Source organism: Streptomyces sp. JLBG701 (assembly GCF_058544905.1).
The window spans coordinates 3,410,999-3,435,755 of record NZ_CM178588.1; the positions used below are offsets into that span (position 1 = coordinate 3,410,999).

At 70.4% G+C, this 24,757-nt stretch carries 24 protein-coding genes, 1 other RNA gene and 1 pseudogene; 10 read left to right on the plus strand and 16 right to left on the minus strand.

Translation table 11 applies throughout. The features are described from left to right. The first annotated feature begins 298 nt into the window (after positions 1 to 298). Positions 299 to 643, plus strand: a complete 345-nt coding sequence (locus AC5DRG_RS15530) for a restriction endonuclease (RefSeq protein ID WP_491811084.1) — start codon at positions 299 to 301, stop codon at positions 641 to 643. Positions 644 to 895: 252 nt separating this feature from the next. Here AC5DRG_RS15530 and AC5DRG_RS15535 read toward each other — a convergent pair whose 3' ends face one another. Then, on the minus strand, positions 896 to 3,115 hold the full coding sequence (locus AC5DRG_RS15535; protein WP_491811085.1) for a hypothetical protein: 2,220 nt from the start codon (positions 3,113 to 3,115) through the stop codon (positions 896 to 898). Positions 3,116 to 3,710: 595 nt separating this feature from the next. Here AC5DRG_RS15535 and AC5DRG_RS15540 point away from each other — a divergent pair. After that, a complete protein-coding gene (locus AC5DRG_RS15540) occupies positions 3,711 to 3,965 on the plus strand; it encodes a hypothetical protein (protein ID WP_491811086.1) in 255 nt (84 codons plus the stop codon). A 414-nt stretch (positions 3,966 to 4,379) separates the two neighbouring features. Here AC5DRG_RS15540 and rnpB read toward each other — a convergent pair. The 5 genes and pseudogenes from rnpB to AC5DRG_RS15565 all read right to left on the minus strand — a co-directional run bounded on the left by rnpB (position 4,380) and on the right by AC5DRG_RS15565 (position 7,497). Further along, an RNA gene (rnpB, locus tag AC5DRG_RS15545) (RNase P RNA component class A) lies at positions 4,380 to 4,781 on the minus strand. Between the two features lie 133 nt (positions 4,782 to 4,914). Continuing rightward, positions 4,915 to 5,697 (minus strand): annotated as a pseudogene (locus tag AC5DRG_RS15550) (DMT family transporter); the annotation flags it as partial. Between the two features lie 19 nt (positions 5,698 to 5,716). Then, the gene (locus AC5DRG_RS15555) at positions 5,717 to 6,544 is read right to left on the minus strand and encodes an AraC family transcriptional regulator (protein WP_491811087.1); all 828 of its coding nucleotides are present in this window, start codon (positions 6,542 to 6,544) and stop codon (positions 5,717 to 5,719) included. Positions 6,545 to 6,566: 22 nt separating this feature from the next. Further along, positions 6,567 to 7,091: a TetR/AcrR family transcriptional regulator gene (locus AC5DRG_RS15560; RefSeq protein ID WP_491811088.1), complete on the minus strand. Its 525-nt coding sequence runs from the start codon at positions 7,089 to 7,091 to the stop codon at positions 6,567 to 6,569. After that, a complete protein-coding gene (locus tag AC5DRG_RS15565) occupies positions 7,084 to 7,497 on the minus strand; it encodes a DUF4260 family protein (protein WP_491811089.1) in 414 nt (137 codons plus the stop codon). Before AC5DRG_RS15565 ends, AC5DRG_RS15560 begins: the two co-directional genes overlap by 8 nt. Positions 7,498 to 7,595: 98 nt before the next feature. On the opposite strand from AC5DRG_RS15565, the gene AC5DRG_RS15570 reads away from it, so the two are divergent. Both AC5DRG_RS15570 and AC5DRG_RS15575 read left to right on the plus strand, forming a co-directional pair. Continuing rightward, a complete protein-coding gene (locus tag AC5DRG_RS15570; protein WP_491811090.1) occupies positions 7,596 to 8,363 on the plus strand; it encodes a MerR family transcriptional regulator in 768 nt (255 codons plus the stop codon). Continuing rightward, positions 8,360 to 8,983 (plus strand): hypothetical protein, encoded by a 624-nt coding sequence (locus AC5DRG_RS15575; protein WP_491811091.1) that lies wholly within the window; start codon positions 8,360 to 8,362, stop codon positions 8,981 to 8,983. The genes AC5DRG_RS15570 and AC5DRG_RS15575 overlap by 4 nt, the downstream gene beginning before the upstream one ends. Here the strand turns inward: AC5DRG_RS15575 and AC5DRG_RS15580 are convergent. After that, positions 8,934 to 10,364, minus strand: coding sequence for an RNB domain-containing ribonuclease (locus tag AC5DRG_RS15580; RefSeq protein ID WP_491811092.1), 1,431 nt, complete (start codon positions 10,362 to 10,364; stop codon positions 8,934 to 8,936). The two genes, AC5DRG_RS15575 and AC5DRG_RS15580, sit on opposite strands and share 50 nt — an antisense overlap. A gap of 163 nt (positions 10,365 to 10,527) precedes the next feature. Between AC5DRG_RS15580 and yaaA the strand changes: the two genes are divergently transcribed. Continuing rightward, the gene (gene yaaA, locus AC5DRG_RS15585) at positions 10,528 to 11,310 is read left to right on the plus strand and encodes a peroxide stress protein YaaA (RefSeq protein ID WP_491811093.1); all 783 of its coding nucleotides are present in this window, start codon (positions 10,528 to 10,530) and stop codon (positions 11,308 to 11,310) included. Between the two features lie 75 nt (positions 11,311 to 11,385). Beyond that, the gene (eda, locus tag AC5DRG_RS15590) at positions 11,386 to 12,027 is read left to right on the plus strand and encodes a bifunctional 4-hydroxy-2-oxoglutarate aldolase/2-dehydro-3-deoxy-phosphogluconate aldolase (protein ID WP_491811094.1); all 642 of its coding nucleotides are present in this window, start codon (positions 11,386 to 11,388) and stop codon (positions 12,025 to 12,027) included. Here eda and AC5DRG_RS15595 read toward each other — a convergent pair. The 3 genes from AC5DRG_RS15595 to AC5DRG_RS15605 are packed head-to-tail and all read right to left on the minus strand — an operon-like array spanning position 12,002 to position 14,823. Next, positions 12,002 to 13,201: a bifunctional RNase H/acid phosphatase gene (locus tag AC5DRG_RS15595; RefSeq protein WP_491811095.1), complete on the minus strand. Its 1,200-nt coding sequence runs from the start codon at positions 13,199 to 13,201 to the stop codon at positions 12,002 to 12,004. The genes eda and AC5DRG_RS15595 overlap by 26 nt on opposite strands. A 12-nt stretch (positions 13,202 to 13,213) precedes the next feature. Then, positions 13,214 to 13,957: a zinc ribbon domain-containing protein gene (locus AC5DRG_RS15600; RefSeq protein WP_491813050.1), complete on the minus strand. Its 744-nt coding sequence runs from the start codon at positions 13,955 to 13,957 to the stop codon at positions 13,214 to 13,216. Continuing rightward, positions 13,954 to 14,823, minus strand: a complete 870-nt coding sequence (locus AC5DRG_RS15605; protein ID WP_491811096.1) for a Nif3-like dinuclear metal center hexameric protein — start codon at positions 14,821 to 14,823, stop codon at positions 13,954 to 13,956. The genes AC5DRG_RS15600 and AC5DRG_RS15605 overlap by 4 nt, the downstream gene beginning before the upstream one ends. Positions 14,824 to 15,022: 199 nt before the next feature. Between AC5DRG_RS15605 and AC5DRG_RS15610 the strand changes: the two genes are divergently transcribed. Both AC5DRG_RS15610 and AC5DRG_RS15615 read left to right on the plus strand, forming a co-directional pair. Then, a complete protein-coding gene (locus AC5DRG_RS15610) occupies positions 15,023 to 16,414 on the plus strand; it encodes a hypothetical protein (RefSeq protein WP_491811097.1) in 1,392 nt (463 codons plus the stop codon). 131 nt (positions 16,415 to 16,545) lie between these two features. After that, positions 16,546 to 16,710 carry a hypothetical protein gene (locus tag AC5DRG_RS15615; RefSeq protein ID WP_491811098.1) on the plus strand — a complete coding sequence of 55 codons (165 nt, stop codon included), beginning with the start codon at positions 16,546 to 16,548 and terminating at the stop codon, positions 16,708 to 16,710. Between the two features lie 112 nt (positions 16,711 to 16,822). Here the strand turns inward: AC5DRG_RS15615 and AC5DRG_RS15620 are convergent, their stop codons facing one another. Genes AC5DRG_RS15620 through AC5DRG_RS15630 form a run of 3 tightly spaced genes read right to left on the minus strand, consistent with a single transcriptional unit; the run spans position 16,823 to position 19,825 of the window. Then, positions 16,823 to 17,767 (minus strand): 3-oxoacyl-ACP reductase, encoded by a 945-nt coding sequence (locus AC5DRG_RS15620; RefSeq protein ID WP_491811099.1) that lies wholly within the window; start codon positions 17,765 to 17,767, stop codon positions 16,823 to 16,825. Positions 17,768 to 17,812: 45 nt separating this feature from the next. Continuing rightward, complete coding sequence (locus AC5DRG_RS15625; protein ID WP_491811100.1) at positions 17,813 to 18,889, minus strand: Zn-dependent alcohol dehydrogenase; 1,077 nt, start codon at positions 18,887 to 18,889, stop codon at positions 17,813 to 17,815. 36 nt (positions 18,890 to 18,925) lie between these two features. Further along, positions 18,926 to 19,825 (minus strand): MaoC/PaaZ C-terminal domain-containing protein, encoded by a 900-nt coding sequence (locus AC5DRG_RS15630; protein ID WP_491811101.1) that lies wholly within the window; start codon positions 19,823 to 19,825, stop codon positions 18,926 to 18,928. Positions 19,826 to 20,112: 287 nt separating this feature from the next. On the opposite strand from AC5DRG_RS15630, the gene AC5DRG_RS15635 reads away from it, so the two are divergent. Then, on the plus strand, positions 20,113 to 21,360 hold the full coding sequence (locus tag AC5DRG_RS15635) for a sensor histidine kinase (RefSeq protein ID WP_491811102.1): 1,248 nt from the start codon (positions 20,113 to 20,115) through the stop codon (positions 21,358 to 21,360). A gap of 148 nt (positions 21,361 to 21,508) precedes the next feature. Beyond that, on the plus strand, positions 21,509 to 22,141 hold the full coding sequence (locus AC5DRG_RS15640; protein ID WP_491813051.1) for a response regulator: 633 nt from the start codon (positions 21,509 to 21,511) through the stop codon (positions 22,139 to 22,141). Between the two features lie 20 nt (positions 22,142 to 22,161). Here the strand turns inward: AC5DRG_RS15640 and AC5DRG_RS15645 are convergent, their stop codons facing one another. The 3 genes from AC5DRG_RS15645 to AC5DRG_RS15655 all read right to left on the minus strand — a co-directional run bounded on the left by AC5DRG_RS15645 (position 22,162) and on the right by AC5DRG_RS15655 (position 24,687). Further along, positions 22,162 to 22,944, minus strand: a complete 783-nt coding sequence (locus tag AC5DRG_RS15645) for an SDR family NAD(P)-dependent oxidoreductase (RefSeq protein ID WP_491811103.1) — start codon at positions 22,942 to 22,944, stop codon at positions 22,162 to 22,164. 9 nt (positions 22,945 to 22,953) lie between these two features. Next, positions 22,954 to 23,706, minus strand: coding sequence for a class I SAM-dependent methyltransferase (locus AC5DRG_RS15650; protein ID WP_491811104.1), 753 nt, complete (start codon positions 23,704 to 23,706; stop codon positions 22,954 to 22,956). Between the two features lie 213 nt (positions 23,707 to 23,919). Beyond that, a complete protein-coding gene (locus tag AC5DRG_RS15655; protein WP_491811105.1) occupies positions 23,920 to 24,687 on the minus strand; it encodes an SDR family oxidoreductase in 768 nt (255 codons plus the stop codon). Between the last annotated feature and the right edge of the window lie 70 nt (positions 24,688 to 24,757).

The following is a 24,757-nucleotide window of genomic DNA, read 5'->3' on the forward strand; positions in this document are numbered from 1 at the left end:
AGCCCCGCCGCCCGTGTCGTCGACCCCGAACGTCTGGAGAGTGTGTTCGTGATCTGCCGCGCGCCCCCGTAGCCGATTGAGGGCAAGCGGTAGACAGCGGCAACGTGAAGCCCGCCGGAAAGCAGGCCTGGCTGCCGCGGGCGTGACAGCCACGCTCTTCGTCCTGCAGGACCACCTGTTGTGACTCATTCTCGGCGGCCTCGGTGTTGCGGCCGTTGCCGTCGTCGGATGGCTCACCCTGCGGGCACACCTACGCGAACGCGATGGCGACAGGACGTGACGCGCAAAGGAGCGCCGTATGGAACTGGAGCGTTCCGTGGCCGCTATCGACGACATGAGCTGGCAGGACTTTGAGCACTACGTAGCCGAACTATGCCGACGCGACGGCTGCACCGACGTGACCGTGGTCGGCGGCTCAGGAGACCTCGCTGCGGACATCTTCGGTCGTATGCCGGACGGTCGGCGCCTCGTAGTGCAGGTGAAGCACTACGCCGCTCATCGGACCGCGCCCAGCGGCGACATGCAGAAGTTCGTCGGTATGGCGTTTGCAGAGCATCACGCGGATGTCGCTCTCTTCGTCGCCACCTGCGAGTACGGAAAGGCCGCACGCGAGCTTGCCCCAAGCACAACATCGTCACCTTGAACCGAAACCTCTTCGGATCCTGGAACAGTGGAGCCCCGCTCACCTCACTACTACCGTTGAGTGGCGCCGGGGGCGGAATCCGGCGCAGACGGCGTACCAACCCGACACTCTCCGTCTCCGCGGTGCCCGTTGGGCGGTAAGGCAGAGGGCCTAGCTACCAGGATGCGGAAGTCTCGCTCCAGGACTCCCAATTGGTGAGTCAAGCTCATAGCCCGTGCATTGCAGGCGAAGCCCGTGTTCTAGGCCCCGGCTTCACGGGCTTTCGACCGGCCCAGGAGGGGACTGCGAAGGTGTTGGGTCCTGCCCTGTAGGGGAGTGAAGAAGCCCGGTCGTGGCCGCGCCCGCCAGCAGCGTCGCGGCAGCCGTGGCCGCAGCGACGATCACTGCGGTAGCCGGTGCGCCAAGTGCCCCCACGCTCCGCAGATTGCGCACGGCACCCCATGGCACCCGCCCGGCGATCGAGATCCTTCGTTCCCACCACAGCCCCAGCAGGAGGCCGAACGCGACAAGCTCACCCGCCCGCAGAAGCAGGGCGAGCCCGATTTCGCCGGCACTGGCGGGCTGTGGGAACAACACCAGCACCGCCTCCGGCAGGGCGATCGCAACCATCAGGACCCGTGCCTTGGAGAGCGGTGCCTTCCCGGGAAGCAGCGGATAGAAGTACCCGAATACGAAGCCGTACGCCGCCCACCGCAACGAATGTCGTACGACATCGGTGAGCTGAATGGTGACGAGGGAAGGGAGCCAGCTGTGGAGGGCGACGAAATCGTAGACGACCATGGGTAGCGACAGGATGAATGCGGTGGCTGCGGCCGAGCGCCCGTTCACCCAGGGCGCGAATCCGGCGTCGGTGCCCAGGGCTTGCTGCTCGCCTGACAAGGAGCCGTGAGCGTCCCCGCCGAGGCTTTGCCACTCCTGGTCGAACTTCTCCAGACTTACATCCCCGGACCCGAGCCGCGACGCCGCGGTACGGCTCATTGCAGCCCGGGCCTGGGCGAGCAGCTGCTCGCGCGCGAATCGAGTCAGCCGCTGCGTGTGTTCGTCGACGGTCACTGCCATACAGTCCAGCGAAGGGCTGCCTCGCACGAGCGGTCCGAATCCGGCAGCAACGGCGAGCGCTACGACAGCGAAGTACCAGAGGGGTGCGCTGAAGGTAACGACAACGGGTTCGATGAAGAAAAGCAGCGCAGTCACAGCGAGTAGGTAGAGAGGTCGGTCGTAGGCCAGTCGGGGTGTCACACCACGGCGCCGCAAGAGCAGAACCGCGCCCCCGAGCGCGGCGCTTGCGGCGACGTCGGAGCCGACGGACGCGAATCCGAGGGCGAGACGCGGGGTGGTGTCACGCACCAGGTAGTACGCCGTTTGCCACTGGGCTACCGGAAAGGTGTCCCAGAGGGGCCAGTGTTCCAGTGGTGAGGTTTCGGGCGACCAGCTTTCGCCCCTCTCTGCCCCGAAGGTCATCAGCCACGGCAGGGGGACGCAGAGCCCGGCGGTGGCGAGGACAGAGCCGACCAGCCACCATCCTCGATGCGCACGTTGCTCGGGGCGTGCGAACAGCAGGACACCCACCAGAGCAGCGAATGGCAGCCACAGCAGCCCGACAGCGGCCAGGACGAACGACTCCGCATACGGATGCTGGTCCAGGGTGACCACGACGGCACTCATCCCCTGGAGGCCGACGAAGGCCAGTTCCCCGCCGAGCACACACAGCGATAGCCAGCGTGCCAGCCGCAGTCCCCTGTATATGCCGAGCAGCAGGACTACGAGGAGCATCACGACGGGGATGAGGAGCATGGACGAGGGCACCAATCCGGTGATGCCCTCCTTGTGGCGCCAGGCTTCGGCACTCGACGGCGCCCAGAGCATGAAGGCGCCTATAACGGTTGCGATCAGGCATGGCAGCGCGACCGACAACCTTCGCTGCCAGGGTTCGGGGAGATCCATGCGGTCCTGGAGCCACAGCGTTGCCACGACAGGCGTGGCGAACGCCATCAGCAGGGCGAGGAGTTCCCCTGTGGGGAGCGTGAACAGGTTCAACTTGCCGATGCGCCGGAGAATGAAGAACTCGATGCTCGACAGACCCACCAACACCGTCGCGATATACGGCGAACGGTGCCACCAGAGGCTGCTTCGGGAGCGCAGCACGGGACGGGCGGCAACAACGAGCGCGGCGGTGAGCAGCATCAGAACGACCGAGGTCTTGAGGAGCGTCCCCTCGCTTAGGTGGGGGCGGGGCGTTCCGGGGCGGCCAGGGCTGAGGAGCGCGCTGGAGAGCCGTTTGAGCGTGGTGTGATCCGGTGTGCATCCGACGCCCCCATCCTCTTCCGCGAAGTCGACGCGAGCAACCAGACGACGTTTGTCGGCTGCGGTGATCTGGCCGGAGTAGAACCAACTGGTGAAACCTGGTCCGCACTCCGCAGTGACCGTCCAGGTCGTGTCATGGGGCCGGTAGAGCCGGTCGGGGTATTTCACATACCGTCCCAAGTCCCAACCAGCTGACAGATTGCACCTCTCGATCCGGCAGGACGACGTCGATGTGACCGACACGACGGCCATCTTCGTCCCAGGAGTGACCGCTCTCAGGAAGAGACCGGAGATCTGCTCTCGGCGGTCGAGATAGGGGTCGCCGTGAGGGGCCGGGGGTGTGCCTACCAGGGCGACTATCAGGTTGGCCGTGCCCTGTGTGTCTGGTGATGGGGCGAGCTGCTTCCACAGAGGATCGGTCGTGCGTAATGAAACGTCGTGCGTGACATGCGTACGCAGGAGGAGGCCGTGCAGCTCGATGGCGAAGGTCGAGTGGATGCTGCGAACAGGGTGAGGGCCCACGGCCACCCTTTGCCAGTCCTTATCGGTCCAGTCAGCGCGCCACGGCTTGGATGTGAGCCACGACCCTCCCGAATCGACGCTGCGGGTGCTCGCGAGAATGAGCCCCAACAGCAAAGGGGTTACCGCCAACTGCGCGACGAGGCCCGCGCGCAGTATGCGGAGTATCCACCCGATCCCTCGCCTCGCCGAGCTCACATAGGGACGATAGCGGTGCACTTGCACCCCGGGTAGGACGGAACCGATGAAGGGTGCAAGTCTCGGCTCATACAAGATTTTCGTAGGCATTGATCGACCAGAGGTCGTCGGCGGCGGGTCGTTGGGGGATGCGACGGGAGTGAGCGACGAGGAGCATGGTCAGTATGGCGCCAGCCACAACGACTTGAACAACCTCCAGCGCTTCGTCAAGGAGCGCCTCGAAGACGAGCACAAGCCGATCAAGGCTGGGCTGTCGCTCTTCCTGTCGTACATCACGCTCGGCATCTACGGCATCGTCTAGGACTACCAACTCCACACCGACCCGGAGAAGCTCTATCCCGAAGTGCACTCCGCCGAGGACGCAGTCCTCAGCGCTCTACGGAACGTCGACCCAGTCCTCCCGCGCTAGTAACTGCAACGTTCGGCCTCCCGGCCCGGAGCGATGCCAAGGAACCGGGGCCGTACAGACCGCGTCCTGCCCCACGGCAGTAGCAGATCTCGCGAGCGCAGGGCACAGCGCAATGTCCCAGTCATCCGAACCAGCCCAGAGACCCCGCCCGCCCCTCCGCTCCAGGGACTTTTCAGGGACTTTCAGCGCTGTCCGAGGGACTTCCGAGGGACATTTCGCCGCCTAACGCGGCAAGCCCGTGAAAGATCGGAAAGGGCCTCCGTCCCAGATCAGAGGCCCTTTCCCAGGCAAAGCCGCAGGTAGCGGCAGACGAGTCGGGCTATACGCCGGGTTCTGTCACCCACCCGCCTCGCGGCGGCCGGGGAGACGGCCATCCATCTAGGGCCGGTGTTGCCACCGGCCTCGTGCGGTCTACCCGCGGACTCGGGCGGGCAGCCCTCGGACGTCCGCGCAGAAACACCGGGGTGTTTCCTTTTGACCTTGCTCCGGGTGGGGTTTACCTAGCTGCCCAGGTCGCCCTGGGCACTGGTGGTCTCTTACACCACCGTTTCACCCTTACCGGGGGCCGGAGCCCTCGGCGGTTTGTTTTCTGTGGCACTGTCCCGCGGGTCACCCCGGGTGGCCGTTAGCCATCACCCTGCCCTGTGGAGCCCGGACGTTCCTCGGGGAGGTTCACAGGAACCTCCACGCGGCCGTCCGCCCGGCTCGTCTGCCGTGTCGACCATGTTACCGGGCAATCGGGGCAGGCCGGTTCCGCCTTCGCCCGTACCGGCCCCGCCGTCGCCAGCACCGAACCCGCCAGGATCAGGGCGAAGGCTCCCAAGATGCCTGCCGTCAGCGATTCGTCCAGGAGCAGCGCGCCCGCCGCCACCGCTACCGCCGGGTTGACGTACGTGATGACCGTCGCCCGGGTCGGGCCGATCTCCTTGATCAGCTCCAGGAAGGCGACGAAGGCGACCGCCGTGCAGATGACGCCCAGGGCGGCCAGGGCGGCCAACACCTCGGCCGAGGGGATCGCGGAAGGCCAGGTCGCCGCGGCCGCCGGGGCGTACACCACCGCCGCCAGTGCCAGGCACGGCGCCGTGAGCTGGAGCGAGGGGACGTCCTTCAGGTGGCGGGCGGCTATCAGCGGTGCCGTCGCGTAGCCCAGCACCGTCACCAGTACCTCGGCCAGTGACTTCGCGTCGCCGCCGGTCAGGTGCGGGGCCGTGAGGACTCCGACGCCGGCCAGGCCCAGCCCCAAGCCGGTCACTCGCCGCACTCCGAGCCTCTCCGTGTCGCCGAAGAAGCGGGCCAGGACGACTCCGACGATCGGTACGCCCGCGATCAGCAGCCCTGCGGTGGAGCTCGACAGGTGCCGTTCGGCGTCCGTCAGCGTGTACCAGGGGCCCATGATCTCGATGACCGCGAAAGCCAGCATCGGGCGCCAATGAGCCCGCACGTTCCTTGTCAGGCCGCCCTGCCGTATCGCGAAAGGCAGCAGCAGTACGGCGCCCAGCGCGCAGCGCGTGAACACCACCATCGTCGGGGACAGGTCCGCGTCCACCGCCACCTTGATCAGCATGTAGGGGATGCCCCAGACCACTCCCATCAGGGAGAACAGAAACCAGCCGCGTGCAGTCATGCGGGCAGTTTCCGCCGCCTCAACCCTCGCCGTCTTGAACGCTGTTGCGGTACGCCGCCGGCGTCACCCCCAGCACCCGCCGGAACCAGCGGGTCAGGTGCGCCTGGTCGGCGAAGCCCACCAGACCCGCCACCTCCGCCGGCCTCAGACCGGACTCCAGCAGTCCGCGCGCCCGGCCCACCCGGTACTGGGCGAGCCAGGCGTACGGCGGTATCCCCATCGTCGTACGGAAGGCCCGCAGGAGTTGGTAGCGGGACAGGCCCAGGTCCGCGGCGAGGTCGGACAGGGAGGGGGGCTCGACGAGCTCGTCGGCCAGGCGGTCGCGTACGGCCTCGGCGATGGCGTCGGCGCCGGGGACCGTGTCCGACACCGCCCGGGCCGTGGAGTGGCGGTGGGCCAGGGCTGTGAGGAGCCACGGGAGGCGGGACTCGGCCTCCAGCGGGTCCGGGCAGGCGCTCAGGTCCATGTGGGCGGCGCGGAAGGCGGCGGCCAGTTCGGGGTCGTCGAGGAGCGGCTCGCGGAAGTGCGGGAAGCCGCCCTGGGTGCCGTCGGTGAGGAGTGTCGGGTCCGCGTACAGGGCTCGGTAGGCGAAGCCGGCGGAGGATGCCGGGCCGCCCGTGTGCATTTCTCCGGGCTCCAGTACGACGATGGAGCCCGGGCCCGTACGGATGTGGCCGCCCCGGTAGCCGATCAACTCCGAGCCGCCGACTGAGACGCCGATCGTGAACTCGTCGTGGGCGTGCGGGGCGTAGACGTGTCGGTCGAAGCTGGCCGTCAGCAGGTCGAGCCGCGGCCCGCAACGGCCGAGCCGCGCCCTGGTCCACAGCGCCTGTTCCCTCGCGCCCACCTGGCACCCACCCCCTGATATCTCAAGGGTGCAACGCCTTCAGGCCCCCGTTCCATGCCGCCGTCAGATCCGCGTCCGGCGGAAAGCGGTCGTGGATCTCCAGGATCACCATGCCGTGCGCGAACGCCCAGACCGCCCGCGCCCGGTCCAGGTCGCCGCCGCACACCCGCAGCAGCGGTCCGGCGGAACGGTCCTCCAGGCCGGGGGGCAACGCCTCGCGCGGGAGCGGGCGTTCGGTGGCGAGGCGGTAGAGGTGGGGGTGGGCGAGGGCGTACGTGCGGTACGCCTCCGCCAGTGCCGGCAGCGAACCCGGGGCGCGCGCCTCCGCCGCCTCCATCGCCGCCGCCGACTCCGCGAGCATCTGCGCGATCAGCTCCACCTCGACGGCCTGTTTGTCGGGGAAGTGCTTGTAGAGGGAGGGCGCCTTGATGCCGAGGCGGTCGGCGAGGGCCCGCATGGTGAGGACTGCGGGGCCGGACTCCTCCAGGATGTTGCGGGCCGCGGCCGCGATCTCCCGCGCCCTCGGCGTCAGTCGCGGCTCAGCCACGCTGGAAGCCCTCCTTGCCGCGCAGCCGGTAGCCGAAGGCGCGGTCGTACGAGATGTGGGCGAGCCAGCCGCACAGGGCCGCGAAGGCGGGTGCCCAGGTCAGCGGTGTGACGACGGCATACACGACCACCAGCGCCAGCGGGACCACCGCCCGGTGCAGGGCGTTGTAGTAAGGCACCGCTCGGGGCGGGAGCTGGCCCTTGGCCATGCGGGGCGCCTCGTCGAGGGCGATCAGGAAGCTCAGGTCCGGCAGCACGAAGAAGGCGAGGGCGAGGGTGCCGGCGAGCCAGCCGTGGTTCACGGCTTCCAGGACCGCGAACGCGGACCAGAACAGGGCGCTCGCCAGCCAGGCGGCCCGGCGGGCGATCGTGTGGACCGGGCGGGGTGGTGGCTGGATGGATTCCACGACTCCGACCGTATGGCTAACACTGTTAGCCGTCAAGAAGACGCCCTCTCACGACTGTCGCTTGACCCTGCCGCAACGTCAGAGTTTCTACTGGTCCCATGCGGATCGGAGAACTCGCCACGACCGTCGGCGTCACCACGCGGACCGTCCGGCACTACCACCATCTGGGGCTGTTGCCCGAGCCCGAGCGGCTCGGGAACGGCTATCGGGACTACTCGCTGCGGCACGCCGTCGTGCTGGCGCGGATCCGGCGGCTGACCGAGCTGGGGCTCGGCCTTGCGGAGGTGCGGGACGTGCTCGCCAAGGACGCCGGGAAGGACCTCGTCGAGGTGCTGACCGAGCTCGACGAGGATCTCGCCCGTCAGGAGGCCGCCATCCACGAGCGGCGCGAGCGGCTGCGGGCGTTGCTGGAGACCGAGGGCGGGCTGCCCGCCGAGGGGCCCGTCTCGCCCCAACTGGCCACGCTCTTCGGCGCGATGGGGGACGTCGCCCACTCCCCCATGGCCGCCAAGGACCGCGAGATGCTCGCCTTGATCGAGACCTCGGCCACCCCTGAGGTCCGGGAACGGCTGGTGAGTGCCCTCCGCTCCACCCTGGCCTCACCGGGCGGGATCGAGCGCGCCCTCGCGGCCTACGCCCGGCTCGACGACCTCGCCGACGCCGACCAGGCCGACCCCCGCGTGGACGAGGCCGCGCGCGCCCTCGCAGACTCCATGCCCCGGGCGTTGCTGCCCGAGGGGTCCATCGACAACGACAACAACAGCGACGACAGCTTCCTGCGCGCCTTCTACGCCGACTTCGCCCCGGCCCAGGCGGAGGCGATCCGCCGTGCGCTGCGCATCCGCACGGAAGAGGGACGGCCATGAGGACCGCGTACAGGACCGCGTACGCCCTCCTCCGCCATGAACTCCGGCTCCTGGCCAGCCTGTTGATGTGGGTGGCACGGCGGACGCATCAGACCGACCGCGGCCGGGCCTTCGGATACGCGAGCGGGCAGGGCGCGATGATGTTCGGATTCGCGTTCGTGTGCGTGATCGAGTCGGTGACGATGTCGGTGCTGCTGCGCGACTGGCCGACCTTGCACGGGGTGGTGCTGATCCTCGACGTGTACACCATCGTCTTCGTCGTCGGCCTGCACGCGGCCTCGGCGGTCAGACCCCATGTGCTCAACCCGGGCTCGCTGCACGTCCGTTACGCCGCCCACATCGATCTGCGCATCCCCGTCGAGCGGGTCGCCTCGGTACGCCGGGAACTGCGCATGACCCACCAGCGCACCGAGGGCGAACTCGACGTCCCCGTGGGCTCGAAGACCTCCCTCACCCTCGAACTCACCGAGCCCATCGCCCACTTCACCTTCTTCGGCCGCCGACGGGACATCCGCGTCGTCCGCCTCCACGCCGACGACGCCGACACCCTCGTAAAGGAGATACGGCTGCTCACGCAGGAGCGAACCGCACCTTCCCCGCTCCCGGGTCCGCCCGGGTGAGGCGGACCCGTAGCCGCTCCCCCAGGGGCAGTGGATCCGGGCCGCCCTCGATGCGGGCGACGATGGCCGGGGACTCCAACTGGACGGTTCCCACGGTGGGTTGGCGTTCCTCCACGTCGACCACGCAGCCGTCGAAGAGCTCACCGATCCGGTCCCGCAGCAACGCGGCCTCCACGATGTCGACGCACTCGCGCTCCACCTGGCCCGCGCGGCGGGTGCCGTCGGCCATCTCCTTGGGGAGGGCGTCGAGGCCGGCGAGGACCCAGTCCGGTGGGGAGTCGGGGGCGAGGCAGAGTTCGGAGGCGTAGCGGTCGGCGAGGCGGCGGAGGGGGGCCGTGCAGTGGGCGTACGGGGCGGCTACGGCGGAGTGGGTGGTGATGTCCGGGAGGGCGCCGTCCCTGAACACCGTGTAGCCGGCGCCTCGCAGCAACGTCGTGCACTCCTGGAGGAAGGCCGCGTGGTCGGGGCGGTGCGGATCGAGAGAGCGGATCAGCCGGGCGTACGACATGTGGTGCGGCCAGTCGATGTGCAGGGCGTGCGCGGTACGGCGGAGCCGGCCCACTGCCCCGTCGGGCGCGGCGGGGAGGGTGCGGAGCACGCCGGTGCCGTGGGCCAGCATCAGCTCGGCGGCGGCCATGCCCGTGAGCAGGGAGATCTGGGCGTTCCAGCCGTCGGCGGCGAGCGGGGCGCGGTAGGTCAGCTCGTACGCCCCGTCCCGCTCGCCGATCTCCTGCTCGGGGACGTTGAGGGAGATGCCGCCGCGTTCGATCTCCAGGCGTTCGCGGGCCTCCCCGATGTCCTTGAGCAGCGCGAGCGGCACCTCGGCCGTCTTGGCGTCGATCTGCTTCTGTACGCCCTCGTAGTCGAGCTTGGCCCGGCTGCGGACGAGGGCGCGGCGGACGTCGACGGCGAGCGCACGGCCGTCCGCGTCGAGGTCGATCGTCCACAGGACGGCCGGGCAGGTCTGGCCGGGCAGCAGACTCGCGGCGCCCTCGCTGAGCCGCGTCGGATGCAGCGGGACCTTCTCGTCGGGGAAGTACAGGGTGGTCACCCGGCGGTGGGCCTCGGCATCGAGTGCCGCTCCGGGTACGACGAAGGCGGCGACGTCGGCGATGGCGTACCGGACGCGGTGGCCGGAGCCCCGCCGGGACAGGTGCATCGCCTGGTCCAGGTCGGTGGAGGTGGGCGGGTCGATGGTGAAGAAGGGGATGTCGGTGGCGTCGTGCTCCGGCAGCGTGGGGGCCTTCGCGGCCCGCTCGGCCTCGGCCAGGACGTCGGCCGGGAAGCTCTCGGAGACGCCGAGTTCGGTGCGCAGTGCGGTGAGGGCGGCCCGGAGGTGGGCTTCGGGGGCGCCGGTCACGCGGATGTGGCGGCGGGGCATAGAAACGAGCCTAGGCACAATCAGCCCGTCCGGCGATTGAGGACGAGGCCGTCCAGGCCGAAGCGGGGGTCTGGGGGCGCCGCCCCCAGCGACGGGACCGGACCCGGTTCACCCCGTAATCTGGCGCGAGCCGATCCCCGCGTGCCCGTTTGGAGAACGCCCCGTGCTTGTCCTGCTGCCCCCCTCCGAAGGCAAAGCCCCCTCCGGTCGCGGCACCCCGCTGAAGCTGGAGTCGCTGTCACTGCCCGGGCTCACCGCCGCCCGCGAGGCCGTACTCGGCGAACTCGTCGAGCTGTGCGCCGGCGACGAGGAGAAGGCGCGCGAGGTGCTCGGGCTGAGCGAGGGACTGCGGGGCGAGATCGGCAAGAACGTCGAGCTGCGGACCGCCGGGGCACGGCCCGCCGGGGAGATCTACACGGGTGTCCTCTACGACGCCCTCGACCTGGCTTCTCTCGACGCGGCCGCGAAGAAGCGCGCCGCGCGTTCGCTGCTGGTCTTCTCGGGGTTGTGGGGCGCTGTCCGGGTCACGGACCGGATCCCGTCGTACCGCTGCTCGATGGGCGTGAGGCTGCCGGGCCTTGGGGCGCTGGGCGCGCACTGGCGTACGCCGATGGCGGCGGCGCTTCCGGAGGCGGCCGGGGCCGGGCTGGTCCTTGACCTGCGCTCCTCCGCGTACGCGACCGCCTGGAAGCCGAAGGGCGAGATCGCCGGGCGGACGGCGAACGTACGGGTGCTGCACGCGCCGACGCGGAAGGTCGTCAGCCACTTCAACAAGGCGACGAAGGGGCGGATCGTACGGAGTCTGCTGACCGCCGGTGCGGCGCCCTCGGGTCCGTCTGAGCTGGTGGAGAGGTTGCGGGACCTCGGGTACGAGGTGGAGGCGCAGGCGCCCGCGAAGGCGGGGACGGCGTGGGCGCTGGATGTGCTGGTGGACGAGGTTCACTGAGCCCAACACATATATACATTGCAGCATGCGCAACGCCCTTTGCGCATGCTGCCTGCCGGGGGCAGGATGAGGCGCATGACAGCCTCCGCCTCCGTGCTCGACCTCGCTCCCGTCCTCCCCGTGGTCGTCGTGGAGGACGCCGCCGATGCCGTGCCGCTGGCGCGGGCGCTGGTCGCCGGGGGGCTGTTCGCGATCGAGGTGACGCTGCGGACGCCCGCCGCGCTCGACGCGATCTCGGCGATCGCCGGCGAGGTGCCGGACGCGGTGGTCGGTGCGGGGACCGTCATCACGCCGGAGCAGGTGACGGCGTCGGTGGCGGCCGGGGCGCGTTTTCTGGTCAGCCCGGGCTGGACGGACGTACTGCTGGAGGCGATGCGGGCTTCGGGGGTGCCGTTCCTGCCGGGGGTGTCGACCACGTCGGAGGTGGTGGCGCTGTTGGAGCGCGGGGTGCGGGAGATGAAGTTCTTCCCGGCTCAGGCGGCGGGCGGCACGGCGTATCTCAAGTCGCTGGCGGGACCGCTGCCGCAGGCGCGCTTCTGCCCGACGGGCGGGATCGGGCTGTCCTCCGCGCCGGAGTATCTGGCGCTTCCCAACGTCTGTTGTGTGGGCGGGACTTGGATGTTGCCGGCGGACGCGATCGCGGCCCGGGACTGGGGCCGTGTCGAGGCCCTGGCCCGTGAGGCGGCCGCGCTCAGCGCAGGTGGGACGTGTCGTTGAACAGCCGTACGCTCGCGTTGCCGTCCGCGTAGTACGCCACGGCCGAGAGTGAGGCCGCCGAGAGTTCCATGCGGAACAGGGACTCGGGCGGTGCGCCCAGGGCGAGTTGGACGAACGTCTTGATCGGGGTGACGTGCGTGACGAGGAGGACCGTGCGGCCCGCGTACGCGGCGACCAACTTGTCGCGGGTGGCGGCGATACGGGTGGCCGTCGCCGCGAAGCTCTCGCCGCCGCCGGTCGGTTCGGCCGTCGGGTCGGCCAGCCAGGTGTTCAGGTCATCCGGGTAGCGCTCGCGGACCTCGCCGAAGGTGAGGCCCTCCCAGGCACCGAAGTCCGTCTCGCGCAGGCCCTCTTCGATCGTCACGTCCAGGCTGAGGCGCTCCGCTACGGCTGCGGCGGTTTCCCTGGTGCGAGTCAGGGGGGACGCGATGATGTCCTGGATCGTGCCGCGCTTGGCCAACGCGGCGGCGGCTCGCTCGGCTTGGTCCCGGCCCACGTCCGAGAGGGAGGGGTTGGTGCCGCCGCTGCCGGAGAAACGCTTCTGGGGGGTGAGGGGGGTTTCGCCGTGGCGGAGCAGTACGAAGGTGGCGGGGGCGCCCATGTCTGCGGGGGCCCAACCTGCGCTGGGGGTGGCTACGTTGCGCGCGGCGCGGGTATCGGCGGTGGTCTTGTCGGTAGTCGTCATAGTGCGGGCGAGTGGGGGCTGGTCGCGCAGTTCCCCGCGCCCCTTAGGTGTCTGACCTGAGCCTGCGATCCATTGGTCGCCCCTCTTCCCAGCGTCCATCGCCTCGTTCGCCAAGCGGTCCGCGTGCTTGTTCTTCTCTCTCGGGATCCACTCGTACGTCACCTGCGTCGCCGGAAACACCCGGGCCGCCTCCGTCGCCAGGGGCTTCATGTCCGGGTGTTTGATCTTCCAGCGGCCCGACATCTGCTCGACGACCAGCTTGGAGTCCATGCGGACGTGGACCGAGGCGGTCGGGTCGAGTTCGTGGGCCGCGCGGAGGCCCGCCACCAGTCCCCGGTACTCCGCCACGTTGTTGGTGACGACGCCGAGGTACTCGGCGCGCTCCGCCAGCGTCTCCCCCGTCGCCGCGTCGATCACCACGGCTCCGTAGCCCGCGGGTCCCGGGTTGCCCCGTGACCCGCCGTCGGCCTCGACGATGAACTCCCGCACCGAGAACTCTCCCTACAGGCCGGACTCGGACGTGCGGACCAGGATGCGGCTGCAGTTCCCGCAGCGCAGGACCGTGTCGGGGGAGGCCGCCTTCACCTCGTTGACCTCGGTGATGTTGAGCTCCAGACGGCAGCCCTCGCAGCGGCGCTGGTAGAGCTTCGCGGCACCGACGCCGCCCTGCTTCTCGCGCAGCTTGTCGTAGAGCTTGAGAAGGTCGGCGGGGATGGAGCCCGCGATGACCTCGCGCTCCTTGGTGACGGTCGCGACCTCGCCGTCGATCTCCTCGTATGCGGCGTCACGGCGGGCCGTGGCGTCGTCGACCTTCGACTGGATGGAGCCGTCACGCACGCGGAGCTCGGCGACGCGCTCCTGTGCGGACTCGCGGCGCTCCATGATCTCCAGGACGACGTCCTCCAGGTCACCCTGGCGCTTGGCGAGGGAGGTGATCTCGCGCTGGAGGTTCTCCAGGTCCTTCGGGGAGGTGACGGCACCCGAGTCGAGGCGCTGCTGGTCGCGGACGGCGCGCTGGCGCACCTGGTCGACGTCCTGCTCGGCCTTGATCTGCTCGCGGGCGGTGTCGCTCTCCTCGGTCTGCGCGGCCACGAGCAGGTCGCGCACCTGGGTGAGGTCCTTGGTCAGCGAGTCGATCTCGGCGTGCTCGGGCAGCGACCGCCGCTTGTGGGCGAGCTGCTGGCGGCGGACGTCGAGGGCCTGGACGTCGAGGAGGCGGATCTGGTCGGCGGACGCGGCGTTCAGTTGGGGGCTCCAGATGAATCGGTAGGGCCAGAGGAATCAGGGGTGGACGCCGCGTGGGCGGTCCAGGGGTCGGTGACCGTGGCGGAGACGTGGACGCGCAGTCCCCAGCCCTTCCGGTCGGAGATCTCGTCGAGCTGGGCGGCGGCCAGCTCGCACCAAGGCCACTCGGTGGCCCAGTGCGCCGCGTCGAGCAGCGCGAGAGGGCTCTGGGCCCGGGCTTCGGAGACCGGGTGGTGGCGCAGGTCCGCGGTGAGGAACGCGTCGACACCGGCCGCGCGCACGTCGTCGAAGAGGCTGTCGCCGGAGCCGCCGCTGACGGCGACCGTACGGACCAGGGCGTCGGGGTCGCCGGCCACGCGGATGCCCTGCGCGGTGGCGGGCAGGCGCTCGGCGGCACGGGCCGCGAACTCGCGGACGGTCACCGGATGGTCCAGCTCGCAGATCCTGCCCAGGCCGCGGCGGCCCTCGCTGTCGGTCGGGTCCGGCACGAGGGGCCCTACGACACGCAGGTCGAGGGCGCCGGCCAGCGCGTCGCTGACACCGGGGGCGGCGCGGTCGGCGTTGGTGTGGGCGACGTGCAGCGCGATGTCGTTCTTGATCAGGGTGTGCACCACGCGGCCCTTGAAGTGGGAGGCCGCGACCGTCGTCGTACCGCGAAGGTAGAGCGGGTGGTGGGTGACCAGCAGGTCGGCGTCCAGCTTCACCGCCTCGTCGACGATGTCCTGCACGGGGTCCACCGCGAGCAGGACCCGGCCGACCTCCTGGTCGGGGTCGCCCACGACGGTGCCGACCGCGTCCCAGGACTCGGCCCGCTCGGCGGGCCACAGGGTCTCCAGCGCGGCGATGACTTCAGACAGACGGGGCACGGGGAAAGGCTACCTGGCTGGTCTGTGGCGATGTACCGCCATGGCTCCCGGCCGCTGTCCGTAGGGCCCCGGCCAGCACACCGGCCCCCGTTTCCTCAGGAGAATCGTTACTTGGCCACCCTTATGTGTGAAGCGGTTGCTGACCGGTCCCACGCCCGCGCGTGCGAAAACTAGCTTCGTGGCCGGAGGTGACCGAACCATGACGGCCTGTGCGATCGAGCCCACGGCGGAGGACGGCGACGCGGACGGCGATGAGAACGAGGTGACCCCTCGGGCGGCGTGCGCGATCACGGTGGACGGTTCCTACGGCGCCCGCCTCGCACGGGACGGCGACTCCCTGTTCCCGGAGCGCTGGACGCTGGACGGCCCGGAGCCGTACGCCGTGCCGCTGCCCGGCAACCAGCCGGAGGAACCCGGTACCGAGGTGCAGCCGATGGGCGACGGACGCGTCCTCATTCGCCGGCTTGCGGACGGGCGGCACGCGTTCTCGCTGCTGTACCCGACCGGCCCCGGCACCGGTGAGCTGCTGCTCGGCGCGGTCGAGTGCCCCGACGGCGACACCCGGCTGCGGCTGCTGCCGCCGGCTCCGGGCGGGGAGCGGGCGTACGCCCTCGCCGTGGGCCGGCGTTCGACGGCGGTGTGGCTGGTGGTGGGCGGCGCGTTCGGGCCCGAACATCTCGCGGAGATCCCCGGCCGCTGTTCGGGCGGGGTCTGGCTGGACCGTACGGGACGGATGCTGGCCCTGGACCGGGAGGTCGGGGGCCGGACCAAGGCGATCGTGGTCGACCTGGAGCGGGGCGGCGAGGTGTCGCCGCTGCTCCAGATCGCCGCGGACAGCGACGACCGGCTGCTGCTCGCCGACCCGGACAGCGGGCTTCTCCTGATCCACTCGGACGCGCCCGCCCCCGGGCACGGCGGGCGGCTGGGCTGGGGCGTCCTCGGCTCCACCCTGCCGGTGCGCTTCCCGGAGTGCCTGCGAGTGCCGGACTGCGTGGTGACACCGTTCGCGATCCAGCCGGGGCAGGTGCTGATGCCGGAGGGATGCGGGGTCGCTCTGCGGATCGACGGGGCGGGCGGCAGCTGGGTGGGGCTGTGGCGGCCACGGGATCGACAGGTACGGCACTTTCCGGCGCCCGAGGGATGGTTGGCGGGGGCCGGACTGTGGACCGAGGACGGGGTGCTCCAACTGCCGTACGTCGCGGGGGTGGTGGGGTGCGGGTTGGCTCGGTGGGTGCCCGACGGGGTGGGGGAAGCGGGGGGTTCGGGGGACGACGGGGGTTCGGGGGACGTGGGGGACGTGGGGGACGTGGGGGACGTGGGGGACGTGGGGGACGTGGGGGACGTGGGGGACGTGGGGGACGTGGGCCCGGAGGATCCGGAATCGACGGATCCTCCGGGGCCTGCCGCCGCCGGGGATATCGTGACGGAAGGCTTGACGGAAGCCGTCGGGGAAAGCGCGGCGGACTCCCTCGCGGATCCTGCCGCGGAGTCCGCCGCCGACCCTGCCACAGGCTCCGCCGCCGAGTCCGGCGCGGCCCGCCCGGTGCCCTTGCAACAGGCCCCACTCACCGGGCGGGTGACTGCCGGGTGAAGGCCGGATAACAAAGTTTGCGACCGGGTAACGAAGTAATTCCGGTCGGCCTGCCGCCTCGCTTCACCCCGAGGGCCGCCGGTTAAGATCGCGACTGTTAGAAAGATCATGTTGACGGGGTGAAACTTCCGATGAGCGACGCACACAACACGCCGCCCATGTCCGCTGACGCCCAGGAGGCCACGGTTCACGGCCGCCACCGGGGTCAGGTCTCGGCCCAGGACGGCGACTCGGCCCCTCGCGGCCGTCACCGCAAGCCGGCCGACCAGAACGAACAGGCGGCCTGGGCAAGCTGATTGACGGTACGTCAGTACGTCAGTCAGCCAACAGGCGGTTCGGCCAACCAGGCGGCACGAGGCCCCGTCCTTCGCACGAAGGGCGGGGCCGTTCTGTTATCCGCGTTCCGGGCTACCCGCGCTTGAGGCCGAGCACCTCCGACGCCGCGAAGGTCTCCCCCTGCGGCCGGTCCGCGTAGTACCGGGTGAGCAGCGCGTCGAGTTCGGCGTAGGTGAAGGTGTCCTGTTCGCTGTCGAACTTGGCGGCCACGCGCGGGCGTTCGACGACGGCGACCATGCCGCCGTGTACGACGAGGAGCTGGCCGTTGATCCGTCCGGCGGCCGGTGAGGCCAGGTAGCCGACGAGCGGGGCGACATGTTCGGGGGCGAGGGGGTCGAGGCCCTGGTCCGGCTTGGCCAGGCCCGCGCCGGTGAAGACGTCCTCGGTCATCCGGGTGCGGGCGCGGGGGCAGATGGCGTTCGCGGTGACGCCGTACTTGGCGAGGGCGAGGGCCGTGGAGGTGGTCAGGCCGACGATTCCGCCTTTGGCGGCGGCGTAGTTGGGCTGTCCGGCGGAACCGGCGAGGAACGCCTCCGAGGAGGTGTTCACGATCCGCCCGTACACCGGCGCGCCGGCCGCCTTTGACCGCTCGCGCCAGTAGGCGGCCGCGAAGTGGGTGGTGTTGAAGTGCCCCTTGAGGTGGACCCGTATGACGGAGTCCCACTCCCCCTCCGTCATGGAGAAGACCATGCGGTCGCGCAGGATGCCCGCGTTGTTGACGAGGATGTCGAGCCCGCCGAACTCCGCGACCGCCAACTCGACGAGCGCACGCGCCTGTTGGAAGTCGGCGACGTCCCCGGTGTGGGCGATCGCCTGTCCGCCCGCCTTGCGGATCTCGGCGGCGACGTCTTCGGCGGGCCCGGCCGAGGCCTCGCCGGAGCCGTCCCGGCCGGGTTGCCCGTAGTCGTTGACGACGACGGCCGCGCCGAGCCGGGCGAGCTCCCGCGCCTCGGCCCGGCCCAGCCCCCTGCCCGCGCCCGTGACGATCGCGGACCGGCCTTCGAGTGGCAGTGACATCAAGACCTCTCAAGTCCTCTCGGGTAAAGGGGAGTTCAGGGGTGTTCAGATCTCGATGCAGGTACGCAGAGCCGTGCCCGTGCGCATCTGGTCGAGGGCCTCGTTGATGTCGGCCAGCGACACTCGGTGGGTGATGAGGCCCTCCAGGTCGATGCGGCCCGCTCGCCACAGGGCGATGGTCCGCTCGTAGGAGCGCAGGACGTCCCCGCCGCCGTACATCGAGGGCAGGATCCGCTTCTCGTCGAAGAACAGCTCGAACATGTTGAGTTGGAGGAAGTCGTCCATGGCGCCCACGCCGACGACGACGAGGGTGCCGCCGCGCCGGGTGTTCTCGTAGGCGGTGCGGGCGGTGGCGGACTTGCCGACGACCTCGAAGACGTAGTCGAAGCCCTCGCCGCCGGTGACCTGTTGCTTGACGGTGGGCAGCTCGTCGGGCGAAACCGCCTTCGTGGCACCGAACTTGAGGGCGGACTCGCGGCGCGAGGCGACGGGGTCGACGGCGACTATCTCGGCGGCGCCCTTGACCCGGGCCCCCTGGATGGCGGAGATGCCGACGCCGCCGCAGCCGATGACGGCGACCGACGAACCGGCCTCCACATCAGCGGTGTTGAGGGCGGCGCCGAGGCCGGTGGTCACCCCGCACCCGATGAGCGCGGCGATGTCGAAGGGCACGTCGTCGGGAATGGGCACGGCGCAGCCCGCGGCGACGACGACCTCCTCGGTGAAGGTGCCGGTGCCGGCCATGCCGAAGACATCGCCGCCGGGGCGCCTGAAGTTGGGGGTGCCGGCGTTCATGAACCCGGCGAGACACAGTTCGCTCTGGCCGCGCTTGCAGGCGGGACAGACTCCGCAGGCGGGCAGCCAGCAGACGACGACCCGGTCGCCGACGCTCAAGTTGCTTACCCCGTCCCCGACTTCGACTATCTCGCCCGCCCCCTCGTGCCCCGGCACGAACGGCGCGGGCTGCGGCAGTACGCCGCTCATCGCGGACAGGTCCGAGTGGCACAGCCCCGTGGCCCGTACCCGGATCCTCACCCGGCCGGGGCCGAACCCCACCGCCTCGACGTCGTCGAGGACTTCGAGCTTGTCCTGGCCGATCTCGTGCAGTACGGCTGCGCGCATGGTGCGGCTCCCCTCATAGGGCTAGGGCTTTGTGGCTCAGGAGTGCTGGACGATGGTGTCGGCGAGGACGGGCGCGTCGTCCCGCTCGACGGCGCTGACGGCGACGCGGACGGCACCTGTCGCCCCTGCTGAGGACGCGGCATCCTGCCGCCACATACGGATGCGCAGGGTCTCGCCCGGATACACAACTCCGGCGAAGCGCGTGCCGTACCCGCGGACCCGGGTGACATCGCCGCCGAGGAGCGTGTCGACGACCGCCTTGAGCGTCATCCCGTACGTGCAGAGCCCGTGCAGGATGGGCCGGTCGAACCCGGCGACCTTGGCGAACTCGGGGTCGGCGTGCAGTGGGTTCCAGTCGCCGGAGAGGCGGTAGAGGAGGGCCTGGTCGGCTCGGACGGGCCGCTCGACGGTCCGGTCGGGTGGGCCGGCGGGAGGTTCGAGCCGAGTGGACGGCCCGCGATCGCCTCCCCAACCCCCCTCCCCCCGTACGAAGATCTGCGCGTCGCTGGTCCAGAGCGGACCCTCGGCGTCGGCGACCTCGGTGCGCATGACGAGGACGGCGGCTTTGCCCTTGTCGTAGATGGCGGCGATGCGGCCGGTCGCGGTGGCCGTGCCCTCGACCGGGATCGGGCGGTGGATTTCGAGGCTCTGACCGCCGTGCAGGACGCGGGCGAGGTCGACGTCGATGCCGGGCATGGACAAGCCGCTGATCACGCCGGGTGAGCCGTTGCCGGCGACGGTGGCGAAGCTCGGCAGGACGTGCAGCCGTGATTCCAGGGTGTAGCGCAGCTCGTCGGGGTCGGTGGCGGGGCTGTCCTTGTCGGGGTTGGCGCCCGCACCGAGGCCGAGGTGATAGAGCTGAACGTCCTTCTGGTCCCAGGCGATCTCGCCGGTCCGCGGTTCGGCGGCGAGCGCCAGGGCTGCGTCGATGGGCATGGGGCTCCTGATAGCCGGTGGGTAAGACCCCGGTGCGGCCGTCCGCACCGTCGGCCGCACCGAGGTCGTCACGGGGCCGCGGAACCCGTTTGTTCTAGAACGCGTTCCAGTACGGCGACCCCCTGTATAGCCCAGCTCCCAGAAGTTGTGAAGACTGCTGACGGCATGTCAGAAACGGCGCCCATGACATTTGTCCCGCCCGACTCCGTACATCTGCGTCTGCCGGACCGGCGCCGGCCTGCGTAGCGTCGAAGCAGCATCGTGGACCCGAACGGGGGAGCAGAGACATGTCCTGGTTGCGAAAGACCTCGTGCGACATGAAAGACGCCGAACGGACAGCCGAAGGGACAGCCGAAGGGACAGCCGAAGGGACAGGGGAGGAACCGTTCCGGGACCCCGGCCCGCCGCCCACCGGCTTCTCCCTCCTCCCCTGGCTCCTCCTCGGAATGGGCGCCTTCTCCAACCTCTTCCAGGGCGAGACCCCGAACCCCTGGATCGGCGGCCTCGGCCTGCTCACCTTCAACTCCCTCTACATCTACGTCGTGTTCCGCGCCTTCGTGAAGAAGGCCCGCGAGGCGACATCGACGCGGGTGGCACTCGTCCTGCTGGCCGCGGTGACCTGCGGCCTCGCCGTCGGCTACGGCGGCAACTGGCTCCTGTTCTTCCCGTTGTTGGGCCTGGCGACAGGGGCGATCGTGCGCGGACCGCTCCTCGGCAAGGTGGGCCTCGCCCTGACCGCGGTCGCGGCGCTCGTCGCCGGGCTCCGCGAGGGCTGGGACGCGATCAACATCGCGTACGGCACCTTCCTCTCCACGATGGTGACCGCGGCGATCCTGTCCCTCTCCGAGGCCGTACGTGAACTGCGTGCCGCCCGCGAGGAGTTGGCCCGGCGTGCCGTCGAGGAGGAACGCCTGCGCTTCTCCCGCGACCTGCACGACCTGCTCGGCCACACCCTCTCGGTGATCGTCGTGAAGTCGGAGGCGGCCCGCAGGCTGGCGGTGCGGGACATGGACGCGGCCCTGCTCCAGATCACGGACATCGAGTCGGTCGGCCGCCAGGCCCTCACGGAAATCCGCGAGGCGGTCACGGGCTACCGCCAGGGCAGCCTGGCCACGGAACTGGAGGGCGCCCATTCGGCACTGACTGCAGCGAACATGGACCCGGTCATCCGGCGCTCCGGCCCACCGCTCACTCCGCAGACCGAGGCGCTGCTGGGGTGGGTGGTGCGAGAGGCGGTCACGAATGTCGTACGGCACAGTGACGCTTCGCGGTGCGAGATCGAGGTCGACGGTACTCAGGAGCGCGTTCGGCTGCGGGTTTCCGACAACGGCACGGGGGCCCGCGGGGCTGCGTCAACGGCGACAGCCACCGGCACCGGTCTCATGGGGCTCACGGAACGGCTGGCGGCTGCCGGGGGCTCCCTGCGGGCCGGGTCGGGGCCCCAGACCGGTTTCACTGTGACGGCTGAACTTCCGGTGGAATCGCAGGAGTTGCCGCCGATGCAGGCGCCCGCACCCGCCGGGCGGGTCGGATGACGGGCCACTGGATTTACGGTCGTTCACTGCGGGTCTGTGGGGGCTGGTCGCGCAGTTCCCCGCGCCCCTTGCGGGGCGCTGCACTCACCCGACTTCACCGGTCCCGCCCGGGACACTTCCCCCGTCCTACCCTTGGCCCGTGAACGAGATGCCCCGGGATCACCGGCCGACCAAGTCCATCAGGGTGTTGCTCGCCGAGGATCAGGGGATGATGCGCGGGGCGCTCGCGCTGTTGCTCGGGATGGAGGCGGACATCGAGGTGGTCGCCCAGGTGTCGGCGGGGGACGCGATCGTGGACGCGGCGCTGATCCACCGGCCCGACGTGGCGCTCCTGGACATCGAACTGCCGGGCATGAGCGGCCTGGACGCCGCCGCCGTTCTCCGCGACGAGGCTCCCGACTGCCGGGTGCTGATCCTGACCACCTTCGGCCGCCCCGGTTATCTGCGCCGGGCCATGGAGGCGGGCGCCGCCGGTTTCCTGGTGAAGGACGGTCCCGTGGAGGAGCTCGCCGCCGCGATCCGTCGCGTCCTGACCGGCGAGACGGTCGTCGACCCCGCGCTCGCCGCAGCCGCCCTGAGCGCCGGCCCCAACCCCCTCACCGCCCGCGAGTGCGAGGTCCTGGGCGCCTCGGCGGACGGCGCCACGGTCGCCGACATCGCGGACAGGCTCCACCTCTCCGAGTCCACGGTCCGCAACTACCTCTCCGCCGCCATCGGCAAGACGGGCACCCGCAACCGCATGGAGGCGATGCGGGAGGCCCGGCAGCAGGGGTGGCTGTAAGGCCGTAGCGCATGGGTGGGCTAGTGGACCGAGAACCCGCCGTCCACGAAGATCGACTGCCCGGTGACATACGCGGAGGCGCCGCTCGCCAGGAACACCGCCGCGCCCGCGAAGTCGTCGGCCAGACCGTTGCGTCCGATCATCGTGCGGGCGGCCAGCGCCGCCACCTTCTCCGGGTCGGACGACAAACGGGTGTTGAGCGGTGTCATGACGAAGCCCGGGACGAGGGTGTTGCAGGTGACGCCGTGCGGCGACCACGCCTCGGCCTGGGAGCGGGCCAGCGACTCCAACGCCCCCTTGGACACCCCGTAGGCGCCGCTCTGGACGAACGCCCGGTGCGCCTGTTGGGAGGTGATGTGGATGATCCGCCCGAAGCCCCGCTCGGCCATGCCGGGCCCGAACCGCCGGCCCAGCAGTCGGGGCGCGTCCAGGTTGACCGCCAGCGTGGTGTCCCACACCTCGTCGCTCAGTTCGCCCATCGGCGGCCGCAGGTTGATCCCGGCGCTGTTGACGAGGATGTCGGGTTCCCCGAACACCTCGGCCGCCGCCTCCGCCGCCGCGCGCACCCCGTCGCGGGTGCCCAGGTCGGCGCTGACCCAGCCCGCCCGGCAACCGTCCGCCGACAACTCGCCGACCGTGGCGGCCAGTTGCTCCTCCTTCCGCGCTACGACCACCACGCTCGCCCCCGCCCTCGCGAGGGCCCCGGCGATGGCCCTTCCGATGCCGGAACTGCCGCCGGTCACCACGGCGACCCGGCCGTCCAGCGAGAACAGTTCGGAGAGGTAGGTCTGCGAGGTCGTCATGCCCCAACCCTAAACAGCCCTGTTCAGGGCCCTGAACAGCCCCGTCCACAGGAAGTCTTCCCCGAAGTACGGCGACTCGGCCGGTTCGTCGTGCATACGGCGGAGTTCCACCTCCGTCAGGTCCGAGAAGATCCGGCGCAGGGACTCGGGGGTGTAGGCGAGGCCGCCGTGCAGGCCGGGCCGGCGGGAGTAGAAGTCGGCGTCGGGGAGTTCGGAACCCATGCCTCCGGCCGCGAAGCAGGTGAGGCTGAAGTGGCCGCCTGGGGCGAGGAGTTGGTCCAGCAGGGCGAGGTAGCTGATGCGGCGGTGCGGTGGCAGGTGGTGGAAGCAGCCCGAGTCGTGGATCAGGTCGTAGGGGCCGGTCAGCTCCTCGCCGGCGAGGGCGAAAGCGTCCCCGCAGTGGAAACGGACCGGGCTCCCCGACTCCCGCGCCCGTTCCTCCGCCCAGGCGACCGCCGCCGGGGACAGATCGACCGCGTCCACCTCGAAGCCGTTCGCCGCGAGGTGCAGGGCGTTGCGGCCGGGTCCGCAGCCCAGGTCCAGGGCCCGGCCCCCGGTGATCAACCCCCGGTCGAGGTACGACACCAGGTTCTCGTCCGGCTTCTCCACAAAGAACGGCACCGGCCGCGAACGGTCCGCGTAGAAGCCGTCCCACCAGTCCGCGGCCCCGGCCGTCCAACGGTCGCTCTCCGGCGCGAACAGGCCGTCCAGGAGGTCGAGTACGTCGTCCACTGTGCGTATGTGCCGATGCGTCGAGTCCATCCGGGAATCGTAGGCGCGGGCGGCAAGTAAGCCCAGGTCAGCGGGTGTTGGTGGGGCTTGGCGGAGGCCGTCGTCCGGCGCGTGGCGGGGTGGGAGGAGATGGGGTTGGCCCTCTATCCGGGGGCAGGGGGAAATTCCCTCCGCGCCCCGCCCAGGGCCACCTGACGGGCAACCAGCCCCCCGCGTGGCCCACTTTCCGACCGCCTCACCGCGTCAGCCCGCCGGGCGTATGTGCACGACGTCCTGCGCGACCTCGGGCGGCGCGCCGAGCAGCTGATGGAGGCTCTGCGCGACGGTCGCGGCGAGGAGCGGCTTCATGGCGCCCACCCTCGTCAGATAACCGTCGGCCTCCCACACCGGGTGGGCACGCTGCCGGTCCTCAACGCTGAAGTTCTCGTGGAAGGCGCTGTCCGCGACCGATCCGAGGATGACGAGGGTGACGCGGATCCCGTCGGCGCGCAGCTCTCTGTGCATGGCGGCGGTGAAGCCGTTGAGGCCGTGCTTGCTGGCCGCGTACATGGACATCAGGGGCATGTGGTCGAGGGTGATCTCGGACGAGAGGTTGACGATGTCGCCGCCGCCCGCCGCGCGCATCAGGGGCACGGCCGAGCGGATCGTGTGGATCGGGCCCATGAGGTTGGTGCCGACGCAGGCCTGGATGTCCTCGTCCTCGGTCTCCTCGATGGCGCGAATACGGGCGACCCCGGCGCAGTTGAGCAGGATGTCCACCCGCCCGAACCGCGCCTCGATCTGCTCGAAGGCGGCCCGGACGGCACTGCCGCTGCTGACGTCCGTCGGAATCGTCAGCACGGACCCGGCCAGCCCGCCCATGTCCCGGGCGGCCGCTTCAAGTCGGTCGGCGCGCCGGGCGAGCAGGACGACGTCCGCGCCCTTCTCGGCCAGCAGCCTCGCCACGGCTCGACCAACCCCGGTCGAGCCGCCGCTGACCACGGCGACCTTCCCCTCCACACTGCCGGCCAAGGTGACCTCCTCATCGAGACCAGGACGATCCGAGACCGCCGATGAGAGGCTACCTCTCAAATTTCGAGAA